Source organism: Pseudoalteromonas sp. NZS71 (assembly GCF_015864715.1).
In the GTDB taxonomy this organism is placed as follows: Bacteria; Pseudomonadota; Gammaproteobacteria; order Enterobacterales; family Alteromonadaceae; genus Pseudoalteromonas; species Pseudoalteromonas arctica.
The window spans coordinates 98,853-121,873 of record NZ_JADYWS010000013.1; the positions used below are offsets into that span (position 1 = coordinate 98,853).

At 39.9% G+C, this 23,021-nt stretch carries 21 protein-coding genes; 9 read left to right on the forward strand and 12 right to left on the reverse strand.

The annotated features are described in order from the left end of the window. Position 1: 1 nt before the first annotated feature. The 5 genes from I6E85_RS10470 to I6E85_RS10490 all read right to left on the reverse strand — a co-directional run bounded on the left by I6E85_RS10470 (position 2) and on the right by I6E85_RS10490 (position 3,897). Entirely contained in the window at positions 2–946 is a 945-nt protein-coding gene (locus tag I6E85_RS10470; RefSeq protein ID WP_197236940.1) for a tyrosine recombinase XerC, read from the reverse strand. After that, positions 943–1,557 (reverse strand): DUF484 family protein, encoded by a 615-nt coding sequence (locus I6E85_RS10475; RefSeq protein WP_197236941.1) that lies wholly within the window; start codon positions 1,555–1,557, stop codon positions 943–945. Before I6E85_RS10475 ends, I6E85_RS10470 begins: the two co-directional genes overlap by 4 nt. Then, a complete protein-coding gene (gene dapF, locus I6E85_RS10480) occupies positions 1,554–2,384 on the reverse strand; it encodes a diaminopimelate epimerase (protein ID WP_033017114.1) in 831 nt (276 codons plus the stop codon). The genes I6E85_RS10475 and dapF overlap by 4 nt, the downstream gene beginning before the upstream one ends. 64 nt (positions 2,385–2,448) lie before the next feature. Further along, entirely contained in the window at positions 2,449–3,702 is a 1,254-nt protein-coding gene (gene lysA / locus I6E85_RS10485) for a diaminopimelate decarboxylase (protein WP_024589650.1), read from the reverse strand. Beyond that, the gene (locus I6E85_RS10490; RefSeq protein ID WP_024589651.1) at positions 3,703–3,897 is read right to left on the reverse strand and encodes a lipoprotein; all 195 of its coding nucleotides are present in this window, start codon (positions 3,895–3,897) and stop codon (positions 3,703–3,705) included. A gap of 341 nt (positions 3,898–4,238) precedes the next feature. Here I6E85_RS10490 and cyaY point away from each other — a divergent pair, with 341 nt between their 5' ends. From cyaY to add, 8 genes are all read left to right on the forward strand, one after another. Beyond that, entirely contained in the window at positions 4,239–4,562 is a 324-nt protein-coding gene (cyaY, locus tag I6E85_RS10495; RefSeq protein ID WP_002960979.1) for an iron donor protein CyaY, read from the forward strand. Beyond that, on the forward strand, positions 4,559–5,215 hold the full coding sequence (locus tag I6E85_RS10500) for an alpha/beta hydrolase (protein ID WP_024589652.1): 657 nt from the start codon (positions 4,559–4,561) through the stop codon (positions 5,213–5,215). Before cyaY ends, I6E85_RS10500 begins: the two co-directional genes overlap by 4 nt. 22 nt (positions 5,216–5,237) lie before the next feature. After that, entirely contained in the window at positions 5,238–6,215 is a 978-nt protein-coding gene (locus tag I6E85_RS10505) for a DUF2914 domain-containing protein (RefSeq protein WP_024589653.1), read from the forward strand. Positions 6,216–6,250: 35 nt separating this feature from the next. Then, complete coding sequence (hemC, locus tag I6E85_RS10510; protein WP_010554568.1) at positions 6,251–7,189, forward strand: hydroxymethylbilane synthase; 939 nt, start codon at positions 6,251–6,253, stop codon at positions 7,187–7,189. Next, the gene (locus I6E85_RS10515; RefSeq protein ID WP_024589654.1) at positions 7,190–9,031 is read left to right on the forward strand and encodes a uroporphyrinogen-III synthase; all 1,842 of its coding nucleotides are present in this window, start codon (positions 7,190–7,192) and stop codon (positions 9,029–9,031) included. Further along, the gene (locus I6E85_RS10520; RefSeq protein WP_024589655.1) at positions 9,028–10,137 is read left to right on the forward strand and encodes a heme biosynthesis HemY N-terminal domain-containing protein; all 1,110 of its coding nucleotides are present in this window, start codon (positions 9,028–9,030) and stop codon (positions 10,135–10,137) included. Before I6E85_RS10515 ends, I6E85_RS10520 begins: the two co-directional genes overlap by 4 nt. Before the next feature lie 51 nt (positions 10,138–10,188). Further along, positions 10,189–12,876, forward strand: coding sequence for a CHASE domain-containing protein (locus I6E85_RS10525; protein WP_024589656.1), 2,688 nt, complete (start codon positions 10,189–10,191; stop codon positions 12,874–12,876). Between the two features lie 130 nt (positions 12,877–13,006). After that, positions 13,007–14,008 carry an adenosine deaminase gene (add, locus tag I6E85_RS10530; protein ID WP_007580566.1) on the forward strand — a complete coding sequence of 334 codons (1,002 nt, stop codon included), beginning with the start codon at positions 13,007–13,009 and terminating at the stop codon, positions 14,006–14,008. 58 nt (positions 14,009–14,066) lie between these two features. Here the strand turns inward: add and I6E85_RS10535 are convergent, their stop codons facing one another. The 5 genes from I6E85_RS10535 to I6E85_RS10555 all read right to left on the reverse strand — a co-directional run bounded on the left by I6E85_RS10535 (position 14,067) and on the right by I6E85_RS10555 (position 19,385). Further along, positions 14,067–14,477 carry a CBS domain-containing protein gene (locus I6E85_RS10535; RefSeq protein ID WP_024589657.1) on the reverse strand — a complete coding sequence of 137 codons (411 nt, stop codon included), beginning with the start codon at positions 14,475–14,477 and terminating at the stop codon, positions 14,067–14,069. A 168-nt stretch (positions 14,478–14,645) separates the two neighbouring features. After that, positions 14,646–15,359, reverse strand: a complete 714-nt coding sequence (gene fre / locus I6E85_RS10540) for an NAD(P)H-flavin reductase (protein ID WP_024589658.1) — start codon at positions 15,357–15,359, stop codon at positions 14,646–14,648. A gap of 109 nt (positions 15,360–15,468) precedes the next feature. Then, entirely contained in the window at positions 15,469–16,935 is a 1,467-nt protein-coding gene (gene ubiD, locus I6E85_RS10545) for a 4-hydroxy-3-polyprenylbenzoate decarboxylase (protein ID WP_024589659.1), read from the reverse strand. Positions 16,936–17,006: 71 nt separating this feature from the next. Then, positions 17,007–19,037: a methyl-accepting chemotaxis protein gene (locus tag I6E85_RS10550; protein ID WP_024589660.1), complete on the reverse strand. Its 2,031-nt coding sequence runs from the start codon at positions 19,035–19,037 to the stop codon at positions 17,007–17,009. A 66-nt stretch (positions 19,038–19,103) separates the two neighbouring features. Next, on the reverse strand, positions 19,104–19,385 hold the full coding sequence (locus tag I6E85_RS10555; RefSeq protein ID WP_007580576.1) for an MliC family protein: 282 nt from the start codon (positions 19,383–19,385) through the stop codon (positions 19,104–19,106). 145 nt (positions 19,386–19,530) lie between these two features. Between I6E85_RS10555 and I6E85_RS10560 the strand changes: the two genes are divergently transcribed. Beyond that, positions 19,531–20,436, forward strand: coding sequence for a DUF808 domain-containing protein (locus I6E85_RS10560; RefSeq protein ID WP_024589661.1), 906 nt, complete (start codon positions 19,531–19,533; stop codon positions 20,434–20,436). A 44-nt stretch (positions 20,437–20,480) separates the two neighbouring features. On the opposite strand, the gene I6E85_RS10565 is transcribed toward I6E85_RS10560, so the two are convergent. Both I6E85_RS10565 and I6E85_RS10570 read right to left on the reverse strand, forming a co-directional pair. Beyond that, positions 20,481–21,422: a tetratricopeptide repeat protein gene (locus tag I6E85_RS10565; RefSeq protein WP_024589662.1), complete on the reverse strand. Its 942-nt coding sequence runs from the start codon at positions 21,420–21,422 to the stop codon at positions 20,481–20,483. An 86-nt stretch (positions 21,423–21,508) separates the two neighbouring features. After that, complete coding sequence (locus tag I6E85_RS10570) at positions 21,509–22,909, reverse strand: M20/M25/M40 family metallo-hydrolase (protein ID WP_024589663.1); 1,401 nt, start codon at positions 22,907–22,909, stop codon at positions 21,509–21,511. Positions 22,910–23,021 lie beyond the last annotated feature (112 nt).

Here is a 23,021-nt window from a genome sequence, read left to right on the forward strand (position 1 = left end):
CCTAATCAGTTCGTTTTTTTGCGCGAGGGTGAGTGTTGTCGTACACCTTGGCTAAATGTTGAAAATCTAAATGCGTATACACTTGTGTAGCCGACAAACTGCTGTGCCCTAGTAATTCTTGCACGGCGCGTAAATCACCAGATGATTCTAAAATATGTGACGCAAACGAGTGGCGCAGCTTATGCGGGTGAACCTGCGAGCTAATGCCTTGTTTTATTCCCCACTCTTGCATGCGTAGGCGCACTTGGCGAATCGAAATACGATTTTTTTGGCTACTTAAAAATACTGCTATTTCATCGGGCTTTGTAAATTGAGGGCGTGTTGTGAGCCATTTTTTTAATGCGTCTAACGCTTTTTTACCCACCGGAATTAATCGCTCTTTATTGCCTTTACCACGCACTAAAATTTCGCCATTAGCAGCGCTAATATCTTGCATGTTAGCGCCAACTAATTCGCTTATACGCAGCCCTGATGAATACATAAGCTCCATCATTGCCTTATCTCTAATTGCGAGAGGCTCGTCGTCGGGTATTTCGAGTAAGCGCGCCATTTGATCTACGTCGAGATTTTTAGGTAGGGGCTTTGCAAACTTAGGACCTTTTATACCCACCGCCGGATTATGGTAATGCGATTGCTCGGCAATATTTTTTGCTTTTAAAAACTTATATAAGCTGCGAATACAACTGAGCTTTAAGCTAATTGTACGGCCACTTAATTGTTTTGATCGCAGTGCCATGCTGTAGCGGCGAATATGCTCGCCTTGTACGCCAAACCAGTCATCACATAGTTTGCTAAAATAAAGGGCTGCAAAGCCAAGTTGGCTTACGTATTGATTAACTGTGTGCGCTGAATATTGTTTTTCAAACTTTAAATAATCGCTAAATAGCGTTATGGGTGTACGCCAATTATCGCTTAACTGGGTAGTATTAGGCGCATCGTCACTCATGCTAGTTTTTGCAACCGCAGGTGTAATGCGTTTATAAAGTCGAGCACAAACAGGTTATCTTGCGCGGGCTCAAAATGGTTTACGTTACTGCTACCAAACGCCAAAATAGCGATAGGGTGTTTAGTGTCGCCAATTAAATAAATAGCGACAGATTGTGTATCTTCACTAAATAATAATTCGCGCTCTTGCTGATTAATACGCCCTAAATAATGCCCAGAATGGGTAAGGCGATGCGCAATAAGTTCGTCGTATTTGTGATTATATTTTACTAATTTGCAGTCGTTAACATCTTCACTTGAGCAAATTATATTGCGTAGATTATTTGCAAGAGTGTCAAAATCGTCATGATTCCAAAGTTGGCGATGACACTGGCTAAACAAACGATATACAAGCTCGTTTTGCGTTGCATGCTTGCTCATAGCGTCTATTTGGTTTTTTAAAAGCGTGTTGTGCTCGCGTAATTGGCGTTGCTGAATATGTACCAGCGACGTTGCACCTTGAGCTTGCTGTTGCAGCTCAAGTTGTGTGAGTAGCTCCGGGTGCTGAACCAAAAAATCAGGATGTTGATGTAAGTAATCAATAACCTGTTCTTTACTACTTAGCTCGCTCATAGCGCTACTTGCCCGTCGAACACATGCTCTGCGGGGCCAGTCATGCGTACTGGGTGACCTTCGCCACTCCAACGTACTTGTAAGCTACCGCCTGGTAAATCTACTTGAACGGTTGTTGATAACTTATTTTGTAGATGACCAATCACCATTGCTGCACACGCACCTGTGCCACAGGCTAGGGTTTCGTTAACGCCGCGCTCCCACACTCTTAATTTAATGTGTTCTTGCGATACAACTTGCATAAAGCCAATGTTCGCTTTTTGTGGAAAACGTTCGTGGTTTTCAAGTAATGGACCCAATATATCAACTTGCGCGGTGGTTACGTCGTCAACTTCTAGCACGCAATGCGGGTTACCCATAGATACCGCGCCACTAAATACAGTGTGTTCTTCGGTTCTAATAATATAAGTAAGCTCACGCTTGCTCGCTTTTAAAGGGATTTTACTTGGCTCAAAATTTGGATGACCCATGTTAACCGTTACTTGACCGTCTTTTTCTATGTAGAGCGTTAAGTTGCCCGACTTGGTCGACACAGTAATTTTATGCTTGTTAGTAAGGCCCTTCATACGTACAAAGCGGGCAAAACAGCGTGCGCCGTTACCGCATTGTTCTACTTCGGTACCATCGGCATTAAATATTCGATAATGAAAGTCGAGATCAGGAGAATATGGCGCTTCAACCATTAGCAATTGGTCAAAGCCAATGCCAAAATGGCGATCTGCCAGTTTTTTGATTTGATCTCGCGACAAAAAAACATTTTGTGTAATGTTATCAATCACAACAAAGTCGTTGCCTAAGCCGTGCATTTTGGAAAAATTAACTAACATAGCGCTCTAATTCGGTTTTGCTCTGTGCTAATCATGCCACAGAGCAGCTAGTAGACAAAAACGTTTATGGTAAAACTTTCTCACCTTGATAAAGGCTTTCAATAGTTTCGCGTTCACGAATAAGATGATGCTGCTGACCATCTACCATTATTTCTGCAACACGCGGGCGCGAGTTGTAGTTTGAACTCATGGTAAAGCCATATGCACCAGCACTTCGTTGTGCGAGTAAGTCGCCTTGTTTAAGCGCTAGTTCACGATCTTTTCCTAAAAAGTCGCCGGTTTCGCACACCGGACCCACAATATCAAAGTTGTGAGTAGGTGTTTCGTCGTCGCGAACTGATACCGGAATGATTTTTTGCCACGCTTGATAAAGCGCAGGGCGAAGCATGTCGTTCATACCGGCATCTACAATGGCAAAAAATTTGTCTTGGTTTTGTTTAATAAATTCAACTTGAGTAACTAAAATACCTGCATTAGCTGCAATAGCGCGCCCTGGTTCAAAAATAAGTTCAAGGTGTTTGTAGTTAGCTAAGCGTTCGGTAACTTGCGCTGCATATTCACTTGGGTGCGGTGGTTGCTCGTTGTTATATGGCACGCCTAAACCGCCACCAATATCTAAGTGAGTTAGCTCAATACCGTTGGTTTTTAGCTCATCAATAAGCGCCATTAATTTATCAAGGGCTTCTAAAAAAGGTCTGACTTCAGTTAATTGAGAGCCAATATGGCAATCAACACCAATAATTTTTAAACCAGGTAAAGCCGCTGCTTGTTGATAAACACTTACAGCAGTTTGTATATCAATACCAAATTTATTCTCTTTTAAGCCGGTAGAAATATACGGATGTGTTTTTGCATCTATGTCGGGGTTTACGCGAATAGAAATAGGTGCTTCTAAGTTAAGCTCGCAAGCCACTTCAGAAATACGCTCAAGCTCAGAGGCTGATTCAACGTTAAAGCATTTAATCCCCAATTTTAATGCGTACGCTATTTCGTCTGCTGTTTTAGCCACGCCCGAAAAAACCACTTTAGAAGCATCGCCTCCCGCTTTAATTACACGTGCAAGTTCGCCTTTGGATACAATATCGAAACCCGATCCTAGGCGCGCTAATATATTAAGCACGGCTATATTTGAGTTTGCTTTAACGGCGTAACATACCAAGCTTTTATGATTTTTAGTGGCGTTAGCAAACGCTAAGTAATGGCGTTCAAATGTGGCGCGCGAGTACACATAACAAGGCGTACCGTATTGCTGCGCTATGCTTGCCACACTTACGTCTTCGGCAAATAATTGGTTGTTTTTGTAGTTAAAATAATCCATTTATTGCTCCTGACTTTGCGATGTTTTGGCTTGCTCAGCGGTAGTGGCTGGTTTAGCTGTATTTTGAGGTTGGTTTTGCTCTGTTTGTTGCTCTGGTAAATATAACGGACCGCTTTGTCCGCAGCCAGCTAAGGCGCTTAACAGTACAGTGCTTATTAATAGTTTTTTTAATTGTAAGGTATGTGTCGCTTTCATTAGATTAATACGGTTGCTGGCTTTATAATCGCAGAGTAACAGAATATCTAAAAAATGCAGCTATTCGCGGATGATTTTATTCCTGTTACACTAGGACTTGTTTATCTCTCGAGGTTGAATTTGCGCTGCCCGTTGGGTTCGTCCTAGGAACGATTTACTCTTTGTTGCTCGGTTTTAACTTAGTCCACTAGGTTACAAACCTCGCGCCGCGATTAAATCGTCCCTAGATAGAACAAATTTCAATCCTGAAAGGTTAACAGGCCCTAGCTGCACATTTTTAAAGCTAATTCAAAGCTAAAACGTACCCAATATTAGGCGGCTCGCCTGCAAAGGAAATAACAATGACTGAACACGAATATCACCAATTAGCCGAAGCTCTTATGTTCACTATTGAAGAGCAGGTTGATGATTGCGAAGCTGATTTAGATTACGAATCGGCACAAGGTATTTTAGAAATTATTTTTCCTGATAAAAGTAAAATAGTGATTAATAAGCAAGCACCTCTTCATCAAGTATGGGTTGCGACTAAGTTTAACGGACATCATTTTGAAATGCGTGATGGGTTATGGATTGATAACCGCTCTGGCGCTGAATTTTGGGCGTTTATAAATGAAGCCTCAACTCGCCAAGCAGGCCAAGAAGTTAAGTGGCAATCATCACTATGAGTTTAGAATTTGTAGAATATGCAGCCCAAAGTGAGCACAAAGCAACGGTTATTTGGTTACATGGTTTAGGTGACTCTGGGGATGGTTTTGCACCCGTAGCTCCGCAGCTTAATTTACCAAGTGAGCTTGGTATACGGTTTGTTTTTCCGCATGCGCCAGTACAACCGGTCACCATAAATGGTGGTATGGAAATGCGCTCTTGGTACGATATTAAATCTATAGAATTAGATAAGCGTGCCGATGAACAAGGCGTAAGGGATTCGGCTGCAAAGGTAGAAGAGTTAATTAATAAAGAAATTGCTAATGGCATACCTGCTAATAAAATTATTTTAGCTGGTTTTTCTCAAGGTGGTGTTGTGTCTCTGCATTTAGCACCGCGCTTTGAGCAAAAGCTTGGGGGTGTTATGGCGCTTTCTACTTATATGTGTGTGCCGCAAAAATTTACTGATGAAGCAAAGCATACTGATTTAAACGTATTTATGGCTCATGGTAGCCAAGATAACGTTGTACCGCATAGTGCGGGAAGAAGTGCGTTTGAAGTATTAACAGCACATAACATGGATGTAAGCTGGCAAGAATACCCAATGGCCCACCAAGTTTGCGCAGAAGAATTGCAAGCTATTCGCCAATGGTTAATTGCTCGTTTAAGCTAATTTTGGAACCGCTGAGGTCAATATGAGTCAAAAAATAGTTATTAAAGCAAATGTTAAACGCGAACTACAAGAGAGTGTACCAACGGTAAGCTACGAGTGGAATTGGCGTCGTATTGTGAGTATTGCTATGTTGGTATTAATGACCTCTGCAGCAGTTGTGTATGGCTTAACAACGTCAGCCAGTGCAGAGCAAGGTGAGCATCCAAATGAGCAGGAGCAATTTTTAAGCTTTAGTAGTAACGCTCAAAACCAGACAAGCGTTGAAGTAACGGATGTTGAGCCTCAATCATCAGTAAACAACACTCCTAACGAGCCCGCAGAGATAACGCAACCGAGCATTGAACCGTTATTATTTGCGCAGAATGAGGTTGAGCAAAGCATATCAATTAATGCACCTGATAAAGCGGATCTTGTAAATACTGATACAGTTTTATTAGCTAACAACGATATTGTGATTGATCAAAGTGAGAGTATTAATACAGAGTTAAACTCAAACCTTGATAATGATGTGCAAGAAGAAACCGCAGAAGCTCAAAACGTAGCTGAGCCAGCCAGTCAAAGCGACTTACTTTTAGATTTAGAAAGTGATGATGGTGCATTGAGTGGCACTGAAGGTTTTTCACCTACAGCACAAGTGGCAAGTGTGGCATTGGGGGCGCAAATAGATACAGGTAAAATTAGCCGTGCAGTACTTACTCGCAAAGTAAGTAAGCGTGAACCTACTAATGTGTTTGCTGCTGATATTAGATTAAGTCAGTTTGATGAAGGGCTTTCGTTTTTTAGTGAGATTAAAAACCTTCAAGGCCAGCAAGTTAAGCATGTTTGGTCGTTTGAAGGTGAAACTATGGCTGAAATTACACTTAATGTTACTTCGCCTCGCTATAGAACGTACTCAACAAAAAATATCATGGACACACAGACAGGCCATTGGCGTGTTGATGTAGTTGATGAGCAAGGCAATTTAATTGCCCAAAAAGAATTTAGAATTTTAGCTGACTAAAACTAGCTAAACGCAGTAATTAATTGGATACCCCTATGACAGAAAAAACAAAATTAGTACGCATCGCAACGCGCAAAAGCGCCTTAGCACTTTGGCAGGCCGAATTTGTAAAAGCAGAGCTTGAGCGTTTTCATGCAGATGTGCGCGTAGAATTAGTCCCAATGTCGACGCAAGGGGATATAATTTTAGATACGCCATTGGCTAAAATTGGCGGTAAAGGCTTATTTGTTAAAGAGCTAGAGCAAGCCATGTTAGATGGCCGAGCTGATATTGCCGTGCATTCTATGAAGGACGTGCCAGTAGAGTTCCCAGAAGGATTAGAGCTGTATACTATTTGTGAGCGTGAAGATCCGCGTGATGCGTTTGTATCAAACAATTTTGCAAATTTAAACGAGCTACCACAGGGCGCCATTGTGGGTACTTCGAGCTTACGCCGCCAGTGCCAAATTAAAGCACTTCGCCCTGATTTAGATATTCGTGATTTGCGCGGTAATGTAAATACGCGTTTAGGTAAATTAGATGATGGCCAATATGATGCTATTATTTTAGCGGCAGCGGGGCTTATTCGTTTAAAAATGAGTAAGCGTATTGCTGACTACATTGAGCCAGAAGTGTCATTACCGGCAAATGGTCAAGGTGCTGTAGGTATTGAATGTCGTATTGATGATGAAGTAACAAAAGCATTACTTGCACCACTTGAGCATACCCAAACACGTATTCGCGTAAATGCAGAGCGTTCGATGAACCGCTATTTAGAAGGTGGTTGCCAAGTTCCTATTGGTGCTTATGCATTAGTTGATGGCGAGCAAGTACATTTGCGTGGTTTAGTTGGTGCTGTTGATGGCAGCGAAATTTTACGTGACGAAGTAACAGGTCATGTAAATGACGCAGAAGAACTAGGTATTGAGCTTGCTAAAAAATTACTAGCTCAAGGCGCAGACAAAATATTAGCTGAAGTTTATAGAGACGCATAAATGACACATATTCTGATAACTCGGCCCGAAGGAAAAGGCGCAGCCCTTGCACAGCAACTTGAGCAAGCGGGTTATCAGGCGTCTTTATTTCCGGTATTAAAAATAACGCATTTAACACCCTCCAGCACTGAACTTAGTCCGCTGTTAAATGCAGATAAAATAATATTTATATCGCAAGATGCAGTCAGTGCACTTTCGCAATTAAAACCCGATATAAATACCAAGGCGCAGTTTTATGCGGTTGGACAACAAACAGCCGACATTATATATGAGCAATTTGGTGTGCGCGCAGCAGTACCAAAGCAGTATGATTCAGAAGGGTTACTTGCGCTCAAATCACTCGCCGAGGTTGATGGCAGTAATATAGTGTTAGTTAAGGGTCAAGGTGGCCGCCCTGAGTTAGCTAAAACGCTGAAAGAGCGCGGTGCTTTTTTAAATAATTGTGTTGTGTACAAACGTGAACCCACAGAGAGTATCACCCCCAACTGGACAGACCACTGGAAAAGCCAGAATGTACACGGTATAGTCATAACAAGTAATGCAGCAGTTGATGCTATATTTAAAAGCCTTACTGCACACCAACTACAATGGTTACAACAGTGCCGATTTTATGTTGCAAGCGAGCGGATAGCCGCTTATTTAAAGTTGCAACAGGTAAGTTCGGCTAATATACACATTGCAGCAGGGGCTAGCGATAATGCTATGTTTACCTGCATAAATCAGCAAGGTAGCAACATGAGCGAACAGTCAAAGCCAGTTACGGCAGAAAAAGCCACACCAACAATAGCTAACACGGCCTCAGCTAAATCAGCTAAGCAAGAGCCAGCAGCTACAAAAAATACGACAGAAAAAAACAAACAAAAGGTAAGTAAGGTTGCAGCACTTGCGCTTCTTATTTCGTTAATTGTGGCCTCTGGTGTTGGATACGAGTTTTATCAAAAATTAAATGCTGGTAAGGCGCGAAACCTAGCCGTTAATGAGTTAAGCGAGCAAAATAAGTTACTCGTTCAAGAGCTGCAAGCACTTAAATCGGCGCAATCTAATTTGCAGCAAGCGCTGTTTAATAGTGAGAAAAAAGTAGCCGCAACCCTAAGTGAAAGTGCAGCTCAAAATCAGCAAGAGCTAAAAGCAGCCCTGCAAAAAGCGCAGCAACAAGGCTCGTCTTTAAACCCACAAGAAGTAACCAGCTTACAGCGTATGGCTGAATTTAAACTATGGGCTGAAAAAGATTACCAAGGCACTAGTGCTGTTTTAAAGCGCTTAGATGCATTACTTAGCGAACACCCAGGAACAGTTGAAGTTCGCCAAGCTATTATGCAAGACATACAAACACTTGATAGCCTTAAACCTGTTGCAACAGAGGCTATTTATTTACAGCTAAACAGTGCACTTAATAGCGTTGATAATTTAGTTTTTAATGCGGTTAACTTGCCAGAAGAAGCGGCTGCAATAGATGAAAATGCTTTAAGTGATGACGTGAGTGATTGGCAGCAAAACCTGAGTAATAGCTGGAATAAAATTGTGGATAGCTTTATTACTATTCGCCAGCACGAAGGTGTTTCCATTGAGCCATTACTTACAGATCAAGAGCGCCATTTAATTAATCAACGAATCAAGCTTAATATAACTCAGGCACAAGATGCACTTATGAGTAAGCAGGCGAGTATTTTCTTTAGCGCCTTAAGTGAAGCAAAACGTTTAGTTGGTGAGTACTTTAAGCAAGACGATGATGCAACCAAAACGGTACTTAAAGCGTTGTCTAAACTCGAAAAAGAGCAGCTTAATTTTAATCCAAAAATAACCTTAAATAGTACACAAAAGGTTAAGGAGTGGGCGCAATGATAGGGCTAATTATTTTAATTGTAGCTATTGTTGTTGTACTAGCGGTTACTCCATTTGTGCTAGATGAGAAAGGTTATGTACTTATTTCATTTAACAATACGACGATAGAAGGCACGATAGTATCGTTTTGTATAATGGCAGTCATTACCGCTGTTGTTTTATATTTAACATATAAGCTAATCCGCTACTTATTATCGATTTATCATAATACTAAACATGGCTTTTTTGCACGTAGCCAAGAGCGCAAACAAGTAGCTATTGAGCAGGCTCTGTGGAGTGCTATTAATGATGATTACGAGCACGTAGAACAGGCTTTATCGGGTAATAGCGTACCAGATAAGTTTGAAGATATTCGCTTAGCATTACTTGCAAAAGCAGCGCTTGCTAATAATCAAACAGATAAAGCACTTGAGCGTTTATTTGAAATAAGCCCAGAGCATCAATTAAAAGTAGCAAAGCTATGGTTGGCAAGTGGCGACAGTAGCGCGATTGAGTCACAAATGCGTATTAGTGCAGAAGCTAAAAAAGTCACCGCACTTGAGTTAAAACTTTATGCAGAAGTATTAGTACAGCAACAACACTTTAGTGCGCTGGAAGACTTTTTGCCGCGTTTACTGCGCAAAAAAGCACTTACTGATGCACAGTGGACGCAGTTATTTAGTGCCTACTTTAATGCGTTAGATGCAGACAAACTGAGCGAAAAATATAAACAGCTACCTAAAAAGCTGCAAGCTCATGCCCACACCGCATATTTAATGCAAATGGCGCAAGCAGGTCAATTGGCTGTTATTGAAAGTGACTTAATTAAAATGGTTAAGCACAATGAGCAACACTTAGAGCTTGCCAATATATTAAGTAAATCAACAGCAGCCGATGCGCCTAAGTTGCAAATAAACATACAAGAACGCCTTAAAAAGGATGATTCAAATAATTCACTATTACTTGCGCTGGCTTGCCTTGCTAATGCTAAAGGTGATTATGACTTAGCAGCTAGAATTTTTGATAAAGCACTGAATAGTGACAATAAAAAACAGTTCTCTGAACAAGCTGTTTTGAGTTATAAAAATAGTGCACAAGCAGAAAAGGCGCTCGTTTTATATCAATAAATGACTACACTATAACTACTTAGCATTTTTTGTAGTTCAGGAGCACAAGCATTGAGAAAGTTTTTAATATTAACCCTTAGCTTGGCTTGTGCTTACTTCTTTACTGGGTATTTTAGCAATTCACTTCTTTCTGTAGATGGCTATGCGGTCGCCTCTTGGCCGCCCTCAGGAATTGCTTTAGCGAGCTTTTTAATTTGGGGACGTAAGTCATTTATTGGCCTTATTCTTGGTGCTTTCTGTACTAACTTAATTCACCTTGATAACACCGTAGATATTCTTCATTTTAATGTGCTTTTACAAGCTATTTGCGTCACTTTAGCCTCTGTTTTACAGGCTTGGATTGGTCGTCAAATTATAGTAAATGTTATAAAGGCTCCGCTAGATTTATCTTCTTTAAAACACAGTGTTCAAAGCTTAATAGTAGCGGGGCCAATATGTTGTGTTATTGCTGCAGGTGTGGGAACTAGCTTATTAGCATTGAATAATGTGATTCCGACCAATGCTATTTTTGATAACTTTATAGCATGGTGGATTGGCGACAGTATTGGTGTACTTATATTTACTCCACTCATGCTCGCAGCCTTTAATTACACGCAAGTACGCCAACGTATGTTGGTAATTTTACCTTCACTATTAATTTACATACTGATTAGCGTTAGTTTTTATGGCGCTGCTAGTGTTAAAAAAGAAAAAGATATTCAAAAGCAAGAAGCCAAAATACTTGTTGTGCAAAATGCTATAAGCCAAAAGCTTGATGGTATTACTGCTCATTTAGGCTTATTAGCTACATTTTTTGCTAGTAGTAGTGACGTGGATTTCAAAGAGTTTAAACAATTTACTTCAAAGCAGTTGGGCTACAGCCAAGAAATTCTAGCATTTGAATGGATACCTTATATACCAGCAAATAAACTCGCAGATTTTGAAACACATGAAAATCCAGCCTCCGGCCAACCTCTATATATAAAAGAAAAGTCACTAGATGGAGCTTGGCAACCTGCAGGTACTCGTAGTAATTACTTTCCAGTAAAGTACGTATATCCCTTAAAAGGTAATGAAGATGTTTTAGGGTTTGATTTAGCTTCTAGTAAAGTAAGAGGTGCAGCGCTTAGCAAAGCGAAAGAGCTTAATGAACTTGCACTAAGTGAGCCAATTAACTTGGTCCAAAATACAGCCGAACACGGTGTACTTTTTTTATATCCTGTTTTTGGAGAGTCCTCTACCGAAGATGATTTTCAAGGCTTTGTGGCAGCGATTATCAGCCTGAAACGCTTATCGCAAACACTATTATTTGATCACAACAACTCAATTTCAGCCAGTTTTTTTGATACAACGATACCAGGGAAAAAGCAGGCAATTTATATTGCCGATACCGATAACTCGCAGGCGCTATTTAAAGAATATCAATTGTTGATTGGCAAGCGCATGTGGCAGGTCGAGTTATATGAACCAATAGTTAGAACGTCTTGGTTAATGTATTGGCTTGCACAAATAGTAGGTATGTTGTTTGTGTGGTTACTGATTACATTTTTGATTTCAGTTACAGGTACAAACATACAAATTCGCGAACAAGTGGCCAAGCAAACACATACACTACGCAAAGAAAAACAAAAAGCAGATGAAGCGAGTCATATTAAAGGACAGTTTTTAGCAAACATGAGTCACGAAGTCCGCACCCCTATTAACGGTATAAAAGGGCTGCATTATTTAGCGCTGCAGCAGAATGATTGGCAACAAGCAAGAAGTTACATTGAACAAGCAGATGGAGCACTGGGTGTTTTACTGCGGGTATTAAACGATGTGCTCGACTTTTCAAAAATGGAAGCAGGCAAGCTAGACTTAATGCAAGAGCCTATTAATGTAGCGAGTTTAGCGGATGAAATGCTTAATTTACTTCAGTTTGAAGCTGACATTAAATCAATAAAGTTAAGTCTCGATTTTGATAAAACATCAACTTTGGTCATTAATACCGATCCAATCCGCTTAAAACAAGTGCTGCTGAATCTGCTCAATAATGCGGTTAAATTTACAGGGGAAGGTGAGATCACTCTGAAAATTTGGCAGTCGAAAAAAATGACTTACTTTAGTATTAACGATACGGGTATTGGTATTAGTAGTGAAGCACAAAAACAATTGTTTAAACCGTTTGCGCAAGCCGATAGCTCAACCTCACGTCAATATGGTGGTACAGGCTTAGGGTTAAGTATTTGCAGAAAGCTGGTTGAGTTAATGGGTGGTGCAATTGATTTAGTCAGTTATGAAGGCAAAGGTTCTACATTTACATTTAGTTTGCCGCTTATATCGCCTTTACCAAAGGCAGAGCAAATTCAGCAGCAATACGACGAAATAGATGTAAGTACCTTATCATTCGCAAACTATAAGTTGCTTCTAGTAGAAGATAACCCACTTAACCAGCATGTTGCCAGTGCCATTTTAAAAACAAAAGAGTGTATTGCCGATATTGCTAATGATGGTTTTGAAGCCATAGAAAAGCTAACCGAAAATAGCTACGACATTGTTCTTATGGATATTCAGATGCCAAAAATGGATGGACTCCAAGCAACAAAAGTAATTCGTTGTGATTTAGGGTTAATTGATTTACCCATAATAGGGCTATCGGCGAACGCCCATGACGATGACGTTAAAAAGGCATTAGCCTCTGGAATGAATAGTTATATTACCAAACCTATTGATGCAAATACGCTTTTTAAAACTCTTTGGCATTATTTATCAAATAAATAAATAAGTAACGTTATTTTTTGCACAAAAAGCAGACATATGACCGCTTAAACTTAACGCAAACCATATAGACTTGAAAAATAACTATATCTGCGTATCATGCGCGCAAATTTAACTAAACTGGGTTGCTATTATGATCAATAGAAAATTACCTTTGCTAGATATTCACCGTCATTTAGATGGTAATGTACGTGCGCAAACCATATTAGAACTTGGTCGTCAGTTTAATATAGAGTTACCTGCAGATAACGTTGAGGCATTAATTCCTCATGTTCAAGTTATTGACCCTGAGCCAAACCTTATGGCTTTTTTACAAAAGTTAGATTGGGGTGTCACTGTACTTGGCGACTACGATGCGTGTAGACGCATAGCGATTGAAAACATTGAAGATGCACAAGCACAAGGCCTTGATTATGTAGAGCTTCGATTTAGCCCTTACTACATGGCACAAAGCCAAGGTTTACACCCAGAAGGGGTTGTAGAGGCGGTTGTTGATGGTATTAAATCAGCAACAAAGGGTGCAAATATAAAAGCTAACTTGATTGGTATTTTATCGCGCACTTATGGCGTAAAAACATGTCAAAAAGAGCTTGATGCATTACTCGCATTTAAAAATGATTTAGTCGCTGTTGATTTAGCCGGTGACGAAATTGGCTTTCCTGGTGAGTTGTTTGTAGAGCACTTTAAACAAGTACGAAATGCTTATTTAGCTTCGACTATTCATGCTGGAGAGGCACTCGGTGCTCCAAGTATTTGGCAAGCAATTAATGAGCTAGGTGCAAGCCGAATAGGGCATGGCGTTAAAGCTATTGAAGATCCAAAACTAATGGATTACTTACGCGATAACCGTATTGGTATTGAGTCGTGCTTAACAAGTAATATTCAAACCAGTACAGTAAACGATTTAGCTAAGCACCCACTTAAACAGTTTTTAGATCACGGTATTTTAGCGTGTATTAATACTGATGACCCTGCGGTTGAAGGCATTGAAATTGAGTACGAATATACCGTTGCAGCACCTAAAGCGGGCTTATCTCAAGCTGATATGGAAAAAGCCCAAAAAAATGCATTAGAAATAGCATTTTTAAGCGATGGCGATAAAAAAGAGCTTTCAGCAATCGTTAGCGCACGTTAACTCTATTTAATACACATTAAAAATGCCGCTTTATAAGCGGCATTTTGTTATCTGCAATTTAGTGTGTTTGGCAGCTTATGTAATTATCGTAAAGTGCTTTAAGTACATCTGCTCGGCTGATCATGCCTATTACTTTAGCACCCTCTACAACAGGGTAGTTTTTTGGTTTACCAGGCTGCATCTGCTGTGCAAGCTCAATAATGTTGGTATCGCCGCTAACGGTCACTACCTTTGTTTGCATAAGTTGCGATACTTTAACCATCCCATCACAAAAATAACTGCTTTGCGTAAGTGGTTTTAATAGTTCTTGCTCAGATATAAATCCGACTAGGCATTTATCTTTATCAAATACTGGTGCGCCAAGTAGTTTAAATTTTTGTAGTTCTGCTATGGCTGTCGTCATTTCTGTATCTGGTGTGATATTTGGCAACTTGCGTTGCATAAAATCTTTTACTTTTGTATTTAGCATTTGGGTCTCTCCCGCTGATGTTCTATACAAAGTATGGTTTATAGATAGGGATTTAGGAAATTGTTTATGTTGATGAGATTGATAGGTTTTAACTATTAAGTATTTGTTGTTATATAAAATAAAAGCACCGATTAGGTGCCTTTATTCATAACTGAAAGTTAATTTCAATTATTTGATAAATGCGAATGCATCGGCGTACATGTTTTCACGAATTGCACCATGAGTAATAAAGTCATCACGGACAATACCTATCATGTCAAAACGACCGGCCATGTAAATATCGTATGGTTCAAGTGATACAATATCTTGCATTACCGCTTTATGTACATAGCCAGTGTGACCTTGCCAATTAGCAGATGGGTTTTCTACCACAGGGATAAACTCAAAGTTTTTGTGGCTATCGGCCCATGTTTGCATTTCTGTATGTGCGTATAAAGCAGATTCTTCTTTTACACCCCAGTAAAATAATACAGGACGGTCGCACTTAATTTCAGCTAAGTGATCAGCCATTGATTTTGCGTATGAAAAACCAGTGCCACCGGCAAGTAAAATAATAGGACGCTCACATTGCAGGCGCAACTGTGAAATACCCAAGCCAGCTTCAATGTCTACTAACTGCCCAGTGGTATGGGCGTTTCGTAAATGTTCCAGCGATTGCATTGCATACGAATCGGCACCTGACGCGCCAATATGCAGTTCTATTGCATCGCACTGTGAAGGGCGACTAGCTATAGAAAAAGCACGTTTGTCTTTTTCGCCCAATACGAGTTGCATGTATTGGCCAGCTTCAAAGGTCACAGGTTGTTGTGGCTTTAAAATTACTTTGTGAACAAATTCTGTAAGTGGGCTGATAGCTACAACTTCAGCTTTTAATGTTTGCATTTTTTACCTTTTAGCAGCGCTTTAAACAGCAGATACGCAATCGAATGACTCGATTCTAGCATATCTGCAGGGTTATTTTATAGCCTGTTATGTACTTACATATAAACACTTAAAGAATATTTAGGCTTTCCCAAATATCATCTACGCGGTCTTTGGTGTCTTTATCCATAACAATAGGCTCGCCCCATTCGCGGGTGGTTTCGCCAGGCCATTTATTGGTGGCATCCATTCCCATTTTTGAACCAAGGCCAGAGACTGGCGATGCAAAATCGAGATAATCAATAGGTGTGTTTTCTATTAATGTTGTATCGCGAGCAGGATCCATTCGGGTTGTTATAGCCCAAATAACATCTTCCCAATCACGGGCATTAATATCGTCATCGCACACAATTACAAACTTGGTATACATAAACTGACGTAAGAACGACCAAACCCCCATCATCACGCGCTTGGCATGGCCAGGATATTGTTTTTTCATTGTTACAATCGCCATACGGTACGAGCACCCTTCAGGCGGAAGGTAAAAGTCGACTATTTCAGGAAACTGCTTTTGTAATATAGGCACAAACACTTCATTAAGTGCTACACCCAAAATCGCAGGCTCATCAGGCGGTCGGCCAGTAAATGTGCTGTGATAAATAGGATCTTTACGATGCGTTAAGTGAGTCACAGTCATAACTGGAAAGTCATCTACTTCATTATAGTAACCGGTGTGGTCACCATAAGGGCCTTCAGGTGCGATTTCACCTGGCATAATGTAACCTTCAAGTACTATTTCTGCACTGGCAGGGACTTGCAAGTCATTGGAAATAGATTTTACAACTTCGGTTCTGCTACCACGTAATAAACCAGCAAATGCATATTCGCTTAATGTGTCGGGTACAGGCGTTACTGCACCTAATATAGTAGCTGGATCGGCACCTAGTGCTACCGAGACAGGGTAAGGCTGCCCTGGGTTTTCTTTACACCATTCTTGAAAATCAAGCGCGCCACCACGATGCGACAACCAACGCATAATTATTTTATTTTTGCCTAATAATTGCTGGCGATAAATACCTAAATTTTGGCGCTTTTTATAAGGCCCTTTAGTAACTGTAAGGCCCCAAGTAATTAATGGCGCTGCATCACCTGGCCAGCAATGCTGAATAGGTAATTTAGTTAAGTCTACGTCATCACCTTCTAAAACCACTTGTTGGCAAGGTGCTTTTTTAACTTCTTTTGCAGGCATATTAAGCACTTGCTTAAAAATAGGTATAGCGCCTAAAGCTTCTTTAATACCCTTTGGTGGATCAGGTTCTTTTAAAAAAGCGAGTAGCTTACCCACTTCGCGCAGCTCGCTAACGTCTGTTTGGCCCATGCCCATTGCTACGCGTTTTGGTGTACCAAATAAGTTGGTAAGCACCGGCATATCGTAGCCTTTTGGATTTTCGAATAATAACGCAGGACCTTTAGCACGCAATGTGCGATCAGATATTTCGGTCATTTCAAGATACGGGTCGATTTCTTGGGTGATACGTTTAAGTTCGCCTTTTTTTTCAAGCAAATCGATAAAATCACGTAGATCTTTATATTTCATTGTGGGCCGCTATTAAGCAAAAGAGTTGAAGTATTATACCCATTTCATGCAAGCCAAGTCATTACTTGCACTTAAAACTTAAAGCGCTCAACGGCACTTGTTAAGGAGTGTGCAAGTTGATTTACGTCTTCACTTTCGCTTGCTAGGGTTGTCGCGTTTTTGGCATTCAAGGTTGCTTGCTCTGTCACCTTGGCCATTATTTGTTGAATGTCGCTACTGTTAGTCAATTGCTCATGTGATGCATGAGCAATTTGCTCACTCATCTGATTAACAGACAACAATGTGCTTTTAATACGCTCTACGGCTTTATTTAGTTCAGTGCTGTTTTTGACACATTGCTTGGCTTGGTGTTGGCCATCAGTAATGTGTTCTTGAGTTGTTTTAGTGTGTTGTTGCAATGTTTGGATCATGGTGTTTATTTCGCTAGTCGAGGTCTGTGTACGTGCAGCTAATGATCGAACCTCATCAGCAACTACAGCAAACCCGCGTCCGTTTTCACCCGCTCGCGCTGCTTCAATTGCAGCATTGAGTGCCAATAAGTTGGTCTGCTCGGCAATGCTGCTAATTGTTTCAACAATGGCTTCAATAAGCTGAGTGTGTTGGGCTAGTTCCTCAGTGCTGCCTACTGCTTTATCAAGGCGCTGTAATAAAGTTTCTATACTTAGACTATTTTTATTAGCAATCTTGTTTACGTCATTGGCAAATTGCGATGCATTGGTTATTTCACTTGATGTTTTATCTGCTTGTTCATAAACCGCTTGTGAGTTGGTTAGCATATTTTGTGCAAGCGATGTTGCCTGCGCGCTTCGCTCCAACTGCTGTTGTGCAACAACCGTCATTTGCTGACCTTTTTCACTGGTTTTAATAGCGCTGCGGTCTAGTTCATGGGCGTCACTACTAATTGCGCCAATTAACTGGGTAAGGTCTTCACTGAGTTTATTTATGTTATTTAGCAAAGTACCAAATTCATCTTTACTGCGCGGATGGCTTCGCTTTGATAAATCACCTGAGGCGATTCGGGCTAAATCGCGGTTTACTTTTTTAAGCGGTTTTAGCATTGCGCGAGTTGTAAAAATAGAGATAGCGATAATCAATATAATTAAAACAAGCGTAATAATTACTACAGAACTAATCCCAGTATTTATGGCGGCCTTTGCATTAGTTTGTAAGGCATTAAAGCGCTCATCAGCCAATTTATTAAGTTCAATAAGCTGACCTTCTGTTGTTATAAATTGCTGTTGAAAGTGTTCAAAATTTTGAGCCGCAGCAATAGTACTTTTGAGTACTTTATTTTGTTGGGCATAAATTCCTGTATTGTTGTTAAGTAACTCTCTTAATTGATTAAACTTAGTCGTTAAATTTTTAGCATTAAACGCATTATTAAAGGGTAGCGCTTGTTGCTCTAAATAGGTGAAATTAGGTTGGATGTTATCTAGTAGAAATAGGGTATCTTGCTGATGGCTATTTAAATCATTGATACTTGTAGTTTGAGTAATGCTTTTTATATTATTGCTTAAGTTAAACAATAAATCATCTATACGGGTCGCTGTTCCAAACATAGCATTAAGTAGCGCCTGCTGTTTTGCAGGCACTTCTAAAAGTTCTATATCAAGTAAGTTAGAACTTAAATTGTAAAGTTGCTCGTTAAACGTTGCTGATAATTCTATGGTGGAATTTTGCGCTACAAACTTACTCTCTTTAGCACTAAACATTGCGACACTTACTTTAGTCAATTGCTCAAAGCCTTCGTTGGTACTGGCGAGTAAATTTTGCATTGTTATTTGTTGATTTAGTTGAGTGCTTAACGAATTGAGCATATCGCTAAATTGTTGTTGCTCAGCTTGCGCCTGTTTTTTATTTTTTTGAAGTAAATCAAGGTTTGCTTGGCTGTAAGCTAAGGCATTAAATTTGGTAATAGACAGTAATGATAGCCTTAAATCTTTACTGAACTGCTGTACCGGAACTGCTAATTTTTCGGTTCGGGTATTGTTAACGCTAATTTTGTTTAATGACCAATAAAAAAACACACTACTTGTTAGCACCAATAAACCAATGGCAGTAAAAGCTAAAATTATTTTATGTTTGATCGCAATTGAACGCATAACTTCATCACAATAATGGGTCTTTAATTATTGTAGCATTGCTGTAATTTATTGGTTAGTTTTGTGTTAAACCTTGATGCACTGTCTTTTTTTACCAGCAATGATTAGCATGGCCTCATTTCCCTTACCCCAAAACAGTACCTCTTCACTTATATATTTATTCCCTGATGCACTTTTTTCGTGATTAAGTACATGCACTTTATTGTTAAAGATAAGTTCGGCTTCAGAATTATTAATGATATTGAGTTTTACGCTCTCATCATCGCATTGGTAAGCAGTACTGGTTTGTAAATCACTACATGCGGTTAAGCTTAGTAAAATAGCGATTAATGCTAAATATACTTTCATTTTTCCTCCCATCTTCTTTAAAAGTTAGTTAAAACACAGGGCAAAATTTTAATCTAATGTAAGAATAACAAAGCAAAATTAACCGTTGGTGAAAGTAGCGCTTTACGTTATGTTTATAGCAATATTTTTTGAGCTCGGAAGCTTTATGGCAGGCACTAACCTTTTAACGTTATTAGACGATATAACCACTTTACTTGATGACATTGCGACAATGAGTAAGGTAGCAACAAAAAAAACAGCGGGTGTATTAGGCGATGACTTAGCGCTCAATGCACAGCAGGTTACAGGTGTTGCAGCAGAGCGTGAATTACCGGTTGTTTGGGCTGTGGCAAAGGGCTCATTTTTAAATAAAGCGATACTCGTACCCGCTGCTTTATTAATAAGCGTATGGCTGCCTTGGTTAATAACACCGCTTTTAATGATGGGTGGTTTGTTTTTGTGTTTTGAGGGAGCTGAAAAAGTATTTGCTAAGTTTTTGCCTCATCACAATGAAGTGGTAGATGAAGATGAAAAATTAGATTTAGTTGAGTATGAAAAACAAAAAATAAAAGGGGCAATAAGAACCGACTTTATTCTTTCTGCCGAAATTATTGTTATTACTTTAGGCACTGTGGCAGGCGCTACGTTACTTAACCAAGCTTTAGTGCTTTGTGTTATCGCAATTATAATGACGATTGGCGTTTATGGCTTAGTGGCCGGTATTGTAAAGCTGGATGATGCCGGGCTTTATTTACTCAACGAATCTAAAGTGTCAGCTAATAAATTTAAAGAGTTACTTGGTAAAGGCTTACTCGCAGCAGCGCCTAGGTTGATGCAGTTTTTAGCATTTGCGGGCACCATTGCAATGTTTTTAGTAGGCGGCGGGATTTTAGTGCATGGTGTTGAGTTATTGCATCATACTCAAGTGGATGTAACGAGCTATGCTCAGTCTGTTGCTGGCGGCACAGGAGAAGTATTAGCGCCTCTCTTGTTTGATGGTTTGCTAGGTGTTATTGCCGGCTTAGTTGTTGTGCTTATACATGTAAGTTATACAAAGTTATTTAAAAAATAGTTCATAGCTGGCGTACTTGTTGCGCCAGCTATATTTAAATTCACTCATTCACAGTTAGCTATTTTACAAAGCGATTCTAATTCAAATTGTGCTTTAGTATTTTTTTGCTCAATGGCCTTTTTATACCAATAAATAGCCTGTTGATAATTTTGAGCTATTCCCTGACCATCACGATACATTTGCGCTAAATTTAATTGCCCCCATTGAGAACCCGCTTCAGCAGCTAGCTTAAAGCTATTAAATGCTTCAAAAAACAACTTATCTTTAAAATAAATAATGCCTTGTTGATTGTTTTTATCGAGTTTTAAACCTTTATATAGTGGCTTAGGTTTGGGGGGAAACATCACAAACCCGCCATAAAGACTGTTGGCATAAGGTCGCAGCACGTCATAAATAGCTTCGTCTTTATACAAACGCTTTACTTCATCACGAGGGAGAGTGATTGTTTTAGTGGAGAAGTAATTGTCTTGAATTAGTTGGCTGGTACGCATTGCCAAGGTAATACTATTATTACGTTTATAGCTGTAGTTGCTTATCTGAAAGGTAATAAACTGCTTATCAAAACTTAAAACTTGAGCAATTCTTAAATTGGTTAGGGTCCAGGGTTCGTGTGTAAATTTGTCGGCGTGTACTAAGTAGGTGTCATATATTTTAGGTGTATTCAAATAACTTTGCTTTTGAGTCTCGGTATCAAGGTGTTGTTGATAAAAAAACGAAACAATCCAAAGCAATAAAAATACGCCAATAAAGTATTTAGGTAGGCTTAGTTTTTCTATTAACGGTAGTTGCGGTATTTTAACAGGTTCGCTTTTTCCGCATTGATAGCACTCGCGTTTATAGCTTAATTTTAAGGCAAGCATAGGTAAAATGCTAAATCGTAAATAGCGGCTTTTATTTACTAAATGGTAGGCGTCGCTTTGGCAGTGAGGGCAGCGTGTTATTTGTGCAAAATGTGGAAATGATTCACTCGTGTTGAAAAGTAACATAAAGCACGCTCCTTGTTTAATTACCTAAAGGTAAAACAAGAAGCGTGTTAGTTAAAGCTACAAACTGTAAGTAAGTATGTCTGTTATTACTTATTTTGAGCTTTAGGCTTGATAGTGGTTTTTGCATCGGCAGCCATTAGAGCAAATACAGCGTATGCAGCGGTATTTTGACGAAGCTTAGCAGGTGTTACTTTATCAAGCGTATCGTCAGCTGTATGGTGGTAATCAAAGTAATCTGTTCCATCTTGAGCAAGTTCAAAAATAGGCGCTGACGTTGCTGCTTTAAGTGGAATTAGATCGGGGCCACCATTCGCTTGGTTTTTACCAATGTGCTCAATATTTAACGGCGCAAGTTCTTTTGCTATAGCGCGAACTACAGGAAGTGACTCTGCGCTTACGTTCGATTCAAAAGCATATACAACATCGGCGCCAAAATCAGACTCAGCGGCTGCAACAATATTGCTTAGCTCGTTTTTATGCTGTGAAAAGTATGCTTTTGCTCCCCAAAGGCCAAGCTCTTCAGCTGCAAAAAGTACCACACGAATACTGCGCTTAGGGCGTTTTACATCGCTAATATGTTTAGCGGCTGCCATTGTTAGTGCAACGCCTGCGCCGTCATCTAATGCGCCAGTCCCTAAGTCCCAAGAATCTAAATGCCCTCCAATTAATACATATTGCTCAGGGTTTTCGGTACCATTAAATTGGCCAATAACGTTATAACCAGTGCCTTCACCAAGGCTTTCGGTTTGCACATTAATATTTACCGACACTTCTTTATTTAAAGCAACTAAGCGTGCTATTTGATCTGCATCTGGGTTAGCAATTGTTACGTTAGGTATTTTTGTAACACCTTCTTTGTAGTAACTACCGCCAGTGTGTGCAAAGCGATGATGACCGGTACTAACCGAGCGCATCATGTAGGCAACAGCGCCTTTTTTAGATGCTTCTATAGCGCCTGTACCGCGTGCTTTTACAGCAGGTCCGTAACCATTCCCGTCTATGTCGCGGTTCATACGGTAATTAATATACGCAATTTTACCTTTTAAACTGTTTGCCGGTGCGGCTTTTAATTCATCAAGTGTTTCGAATAATACAACCGGCGCTGTAATCCCATCTTTTGGCGTGCTTATACTGTTACCTAATGCAGTTAAGTGCAGTGGTTGCTCGCTTGGTGTTAGTATTTTTCCGCTTTCGCTATAACGGCGCCATTCAGGAAATGTGGCTTTTTCTAACCATACTTTATCAAAGCCCAGTTCATTAAATTTGGCTTGAGCCCATGCCACGGCTTTTTTATCGTTTTCGGTACCAGGAAGGCGTGGGCCTACTTCAGTTGTTAATGACTCTAGTAATTTATAACTTAAATCACTATTTAGTGCAGAGGTGCGCACTTTGTCTACTTGTTGTAATTGCTTTTGGGTAAATTCGGCGCTGTTAGCGTTTGCAGCCATACTGCTAGTAAGCAGCAGTGCGGTAATTAATTTTTTCATTTTGGTAGGCCTTTTTAATAATTAGCGCTATTAGAGCATGTAACAAACATGATAAAAAATAGATGAGATGAATAGGCTTTGTAATAGGTTTAATGCTGTTAGGTGTGAATAT

What these genes read in the sequence shown, in the direction of transcription:
- I6E85_RS10470 (WP_197236940.1), bottom strand. Translation starts at nt 946, where the DNA reads ATGAGTGACGATGCGCCTAATACTACCCAGTTAAGCGATAATTGGCGT.
- I6E85_RS10475 (WP_197236941.1), bottom strand. Translation starts at nt 1,557, where the DNA reads ATGAGCGAGCTAAGTAGTAAAGAACAGGTTATTGATTACTTACATCAA.
- dapF (WP_033017114.1), bottom strand. Translation starts at nt 2,384, where the DNA reads ATGTTAGTTAATTTTTCCAAAATGCACGGCTTAGGCAACGACTTTGTT.
- lysA (WP_024589650.1), bottom strand. Translation starts at nt 3,702, where the DNA reads ATGGATTATTTTAACTACAAAAACAACCAATTATTTGCCGAAGACGTA.
- I6E85_RS10490 (WP_024589651.1), bottom strand. Translation starts at nt 3,897, where the DNA reads ATGAAAGCGACACATACCTTACAATTAAAAAAACTATTAATAAGCACT.
- cyaY (WP_002960979.1), top strand. Translation starts at nt 4,239, where the DNA reads ATGACTGAACACGAATATCACCAATTAGCCGAAGCTCTTATGTTCACT.
- I6E85_RS10500 (WP_024589652.1), top strand. Translation starts at nt 4,559, where the DNA reads ATGAGTTTAGAATTTGTAGAATATGCAGCCCAAAGTGAGCACAAAGCA.
- I6E85_RS10505 (WP_024589653.1), top strand. Translation starts at nt 5,238, where the DNA reads ATGAGTCAAAAAATAGTTATTAAAGCAAATGTTAAACGCGAACTACAA.
- hemC (WP_010554568.1), top strand. Translation starts at nt 6,251, where the DNA reads ATGACAGAAAAAACAAAATTAGTACGCATCGCAACGCGCAAAAGCGCC.
- I6E85_RS10515 (WP_024589654.1), top strand. Translation starts at nt 7,190, where the DNA reads ATGACACATATTCTGATAACTCGGCCCGAAGGAAAAGGCGCAGCCCTT.
- I6E85_RS10520 (WP_024589655.1), top strand. Translation starts at nt 9,028, where the DNA reads ATGATAGGGCTAATTATTTTAATTGTAGCTATTGTTGTTGTACTAGCG.
- add (WP_007580566.1), top strand. Translation starts at nt 13,007, where the DNA reads ATGATCAATAGAAAATTACCTTTGCTAGATATTCACCGTCATTTAGAT.
- I6E85_RS10535 (WP_024589657.1), bottom strand. Translation starts at nt 14,477, where the DNA reads ATGCTAAATACAAAAGTAAAAGATTTTATGCAACGCAAGTTGCCAAAT.
- fre (WP_024589658.1), bottom strand. Translation starts at nt 15,359, where the DNA reads ATGCAAACATTAAAAGCTGAAGTTGTAGCTATCAGCCCACTTACAGAA.
- ubiD (WP_024589659.1), bottom strand. Translation starts at nt 16,935, where the DNA reads ATGAAATATAAAGATCTACGTGATTTTATCGATTTGCTTGAAAAAAAA.
- I6E85_RS10550 (WP_024589660.1), bottom strand. Translation starts at nt 19,037, where the DNA reads ATGCGTTCAATTGCGATCAAACATAAAATAATTTTAGCTTTTACTGCC.
- I6E85_RS10555 (WP_007580576.1), bottom strand. Translation starts at nt 19,385, where the DNA reads ATGAAAGTATATTTAGCATTAATCGCTATTTTACTAAGCTTAACCGCA.
- I6E85_RS10560 (WP_024589661.1), top strand. Translation starts at nt 19,531, where the DNA reads ATGGCAGGCACTAACCTTTTAACGTTATTAGACGATATAACCACTTTA.
- I6E85_RS10565 (WP_024589662.1), bottom strand. Translation starts at nt 21,422, where the DNA reads ATGTTACTTTTCAACACGAGTGAATCATTTCCACATTTTGCACAAATA.
- I6E85_RS10570 (WP_024589663.1), bottom strand. Translation starts at nt 22,909, where the DNA reads ATGAAAAAATTAATTACCGCACTGCTGCTTACTAGCAGTATGGCTGCA.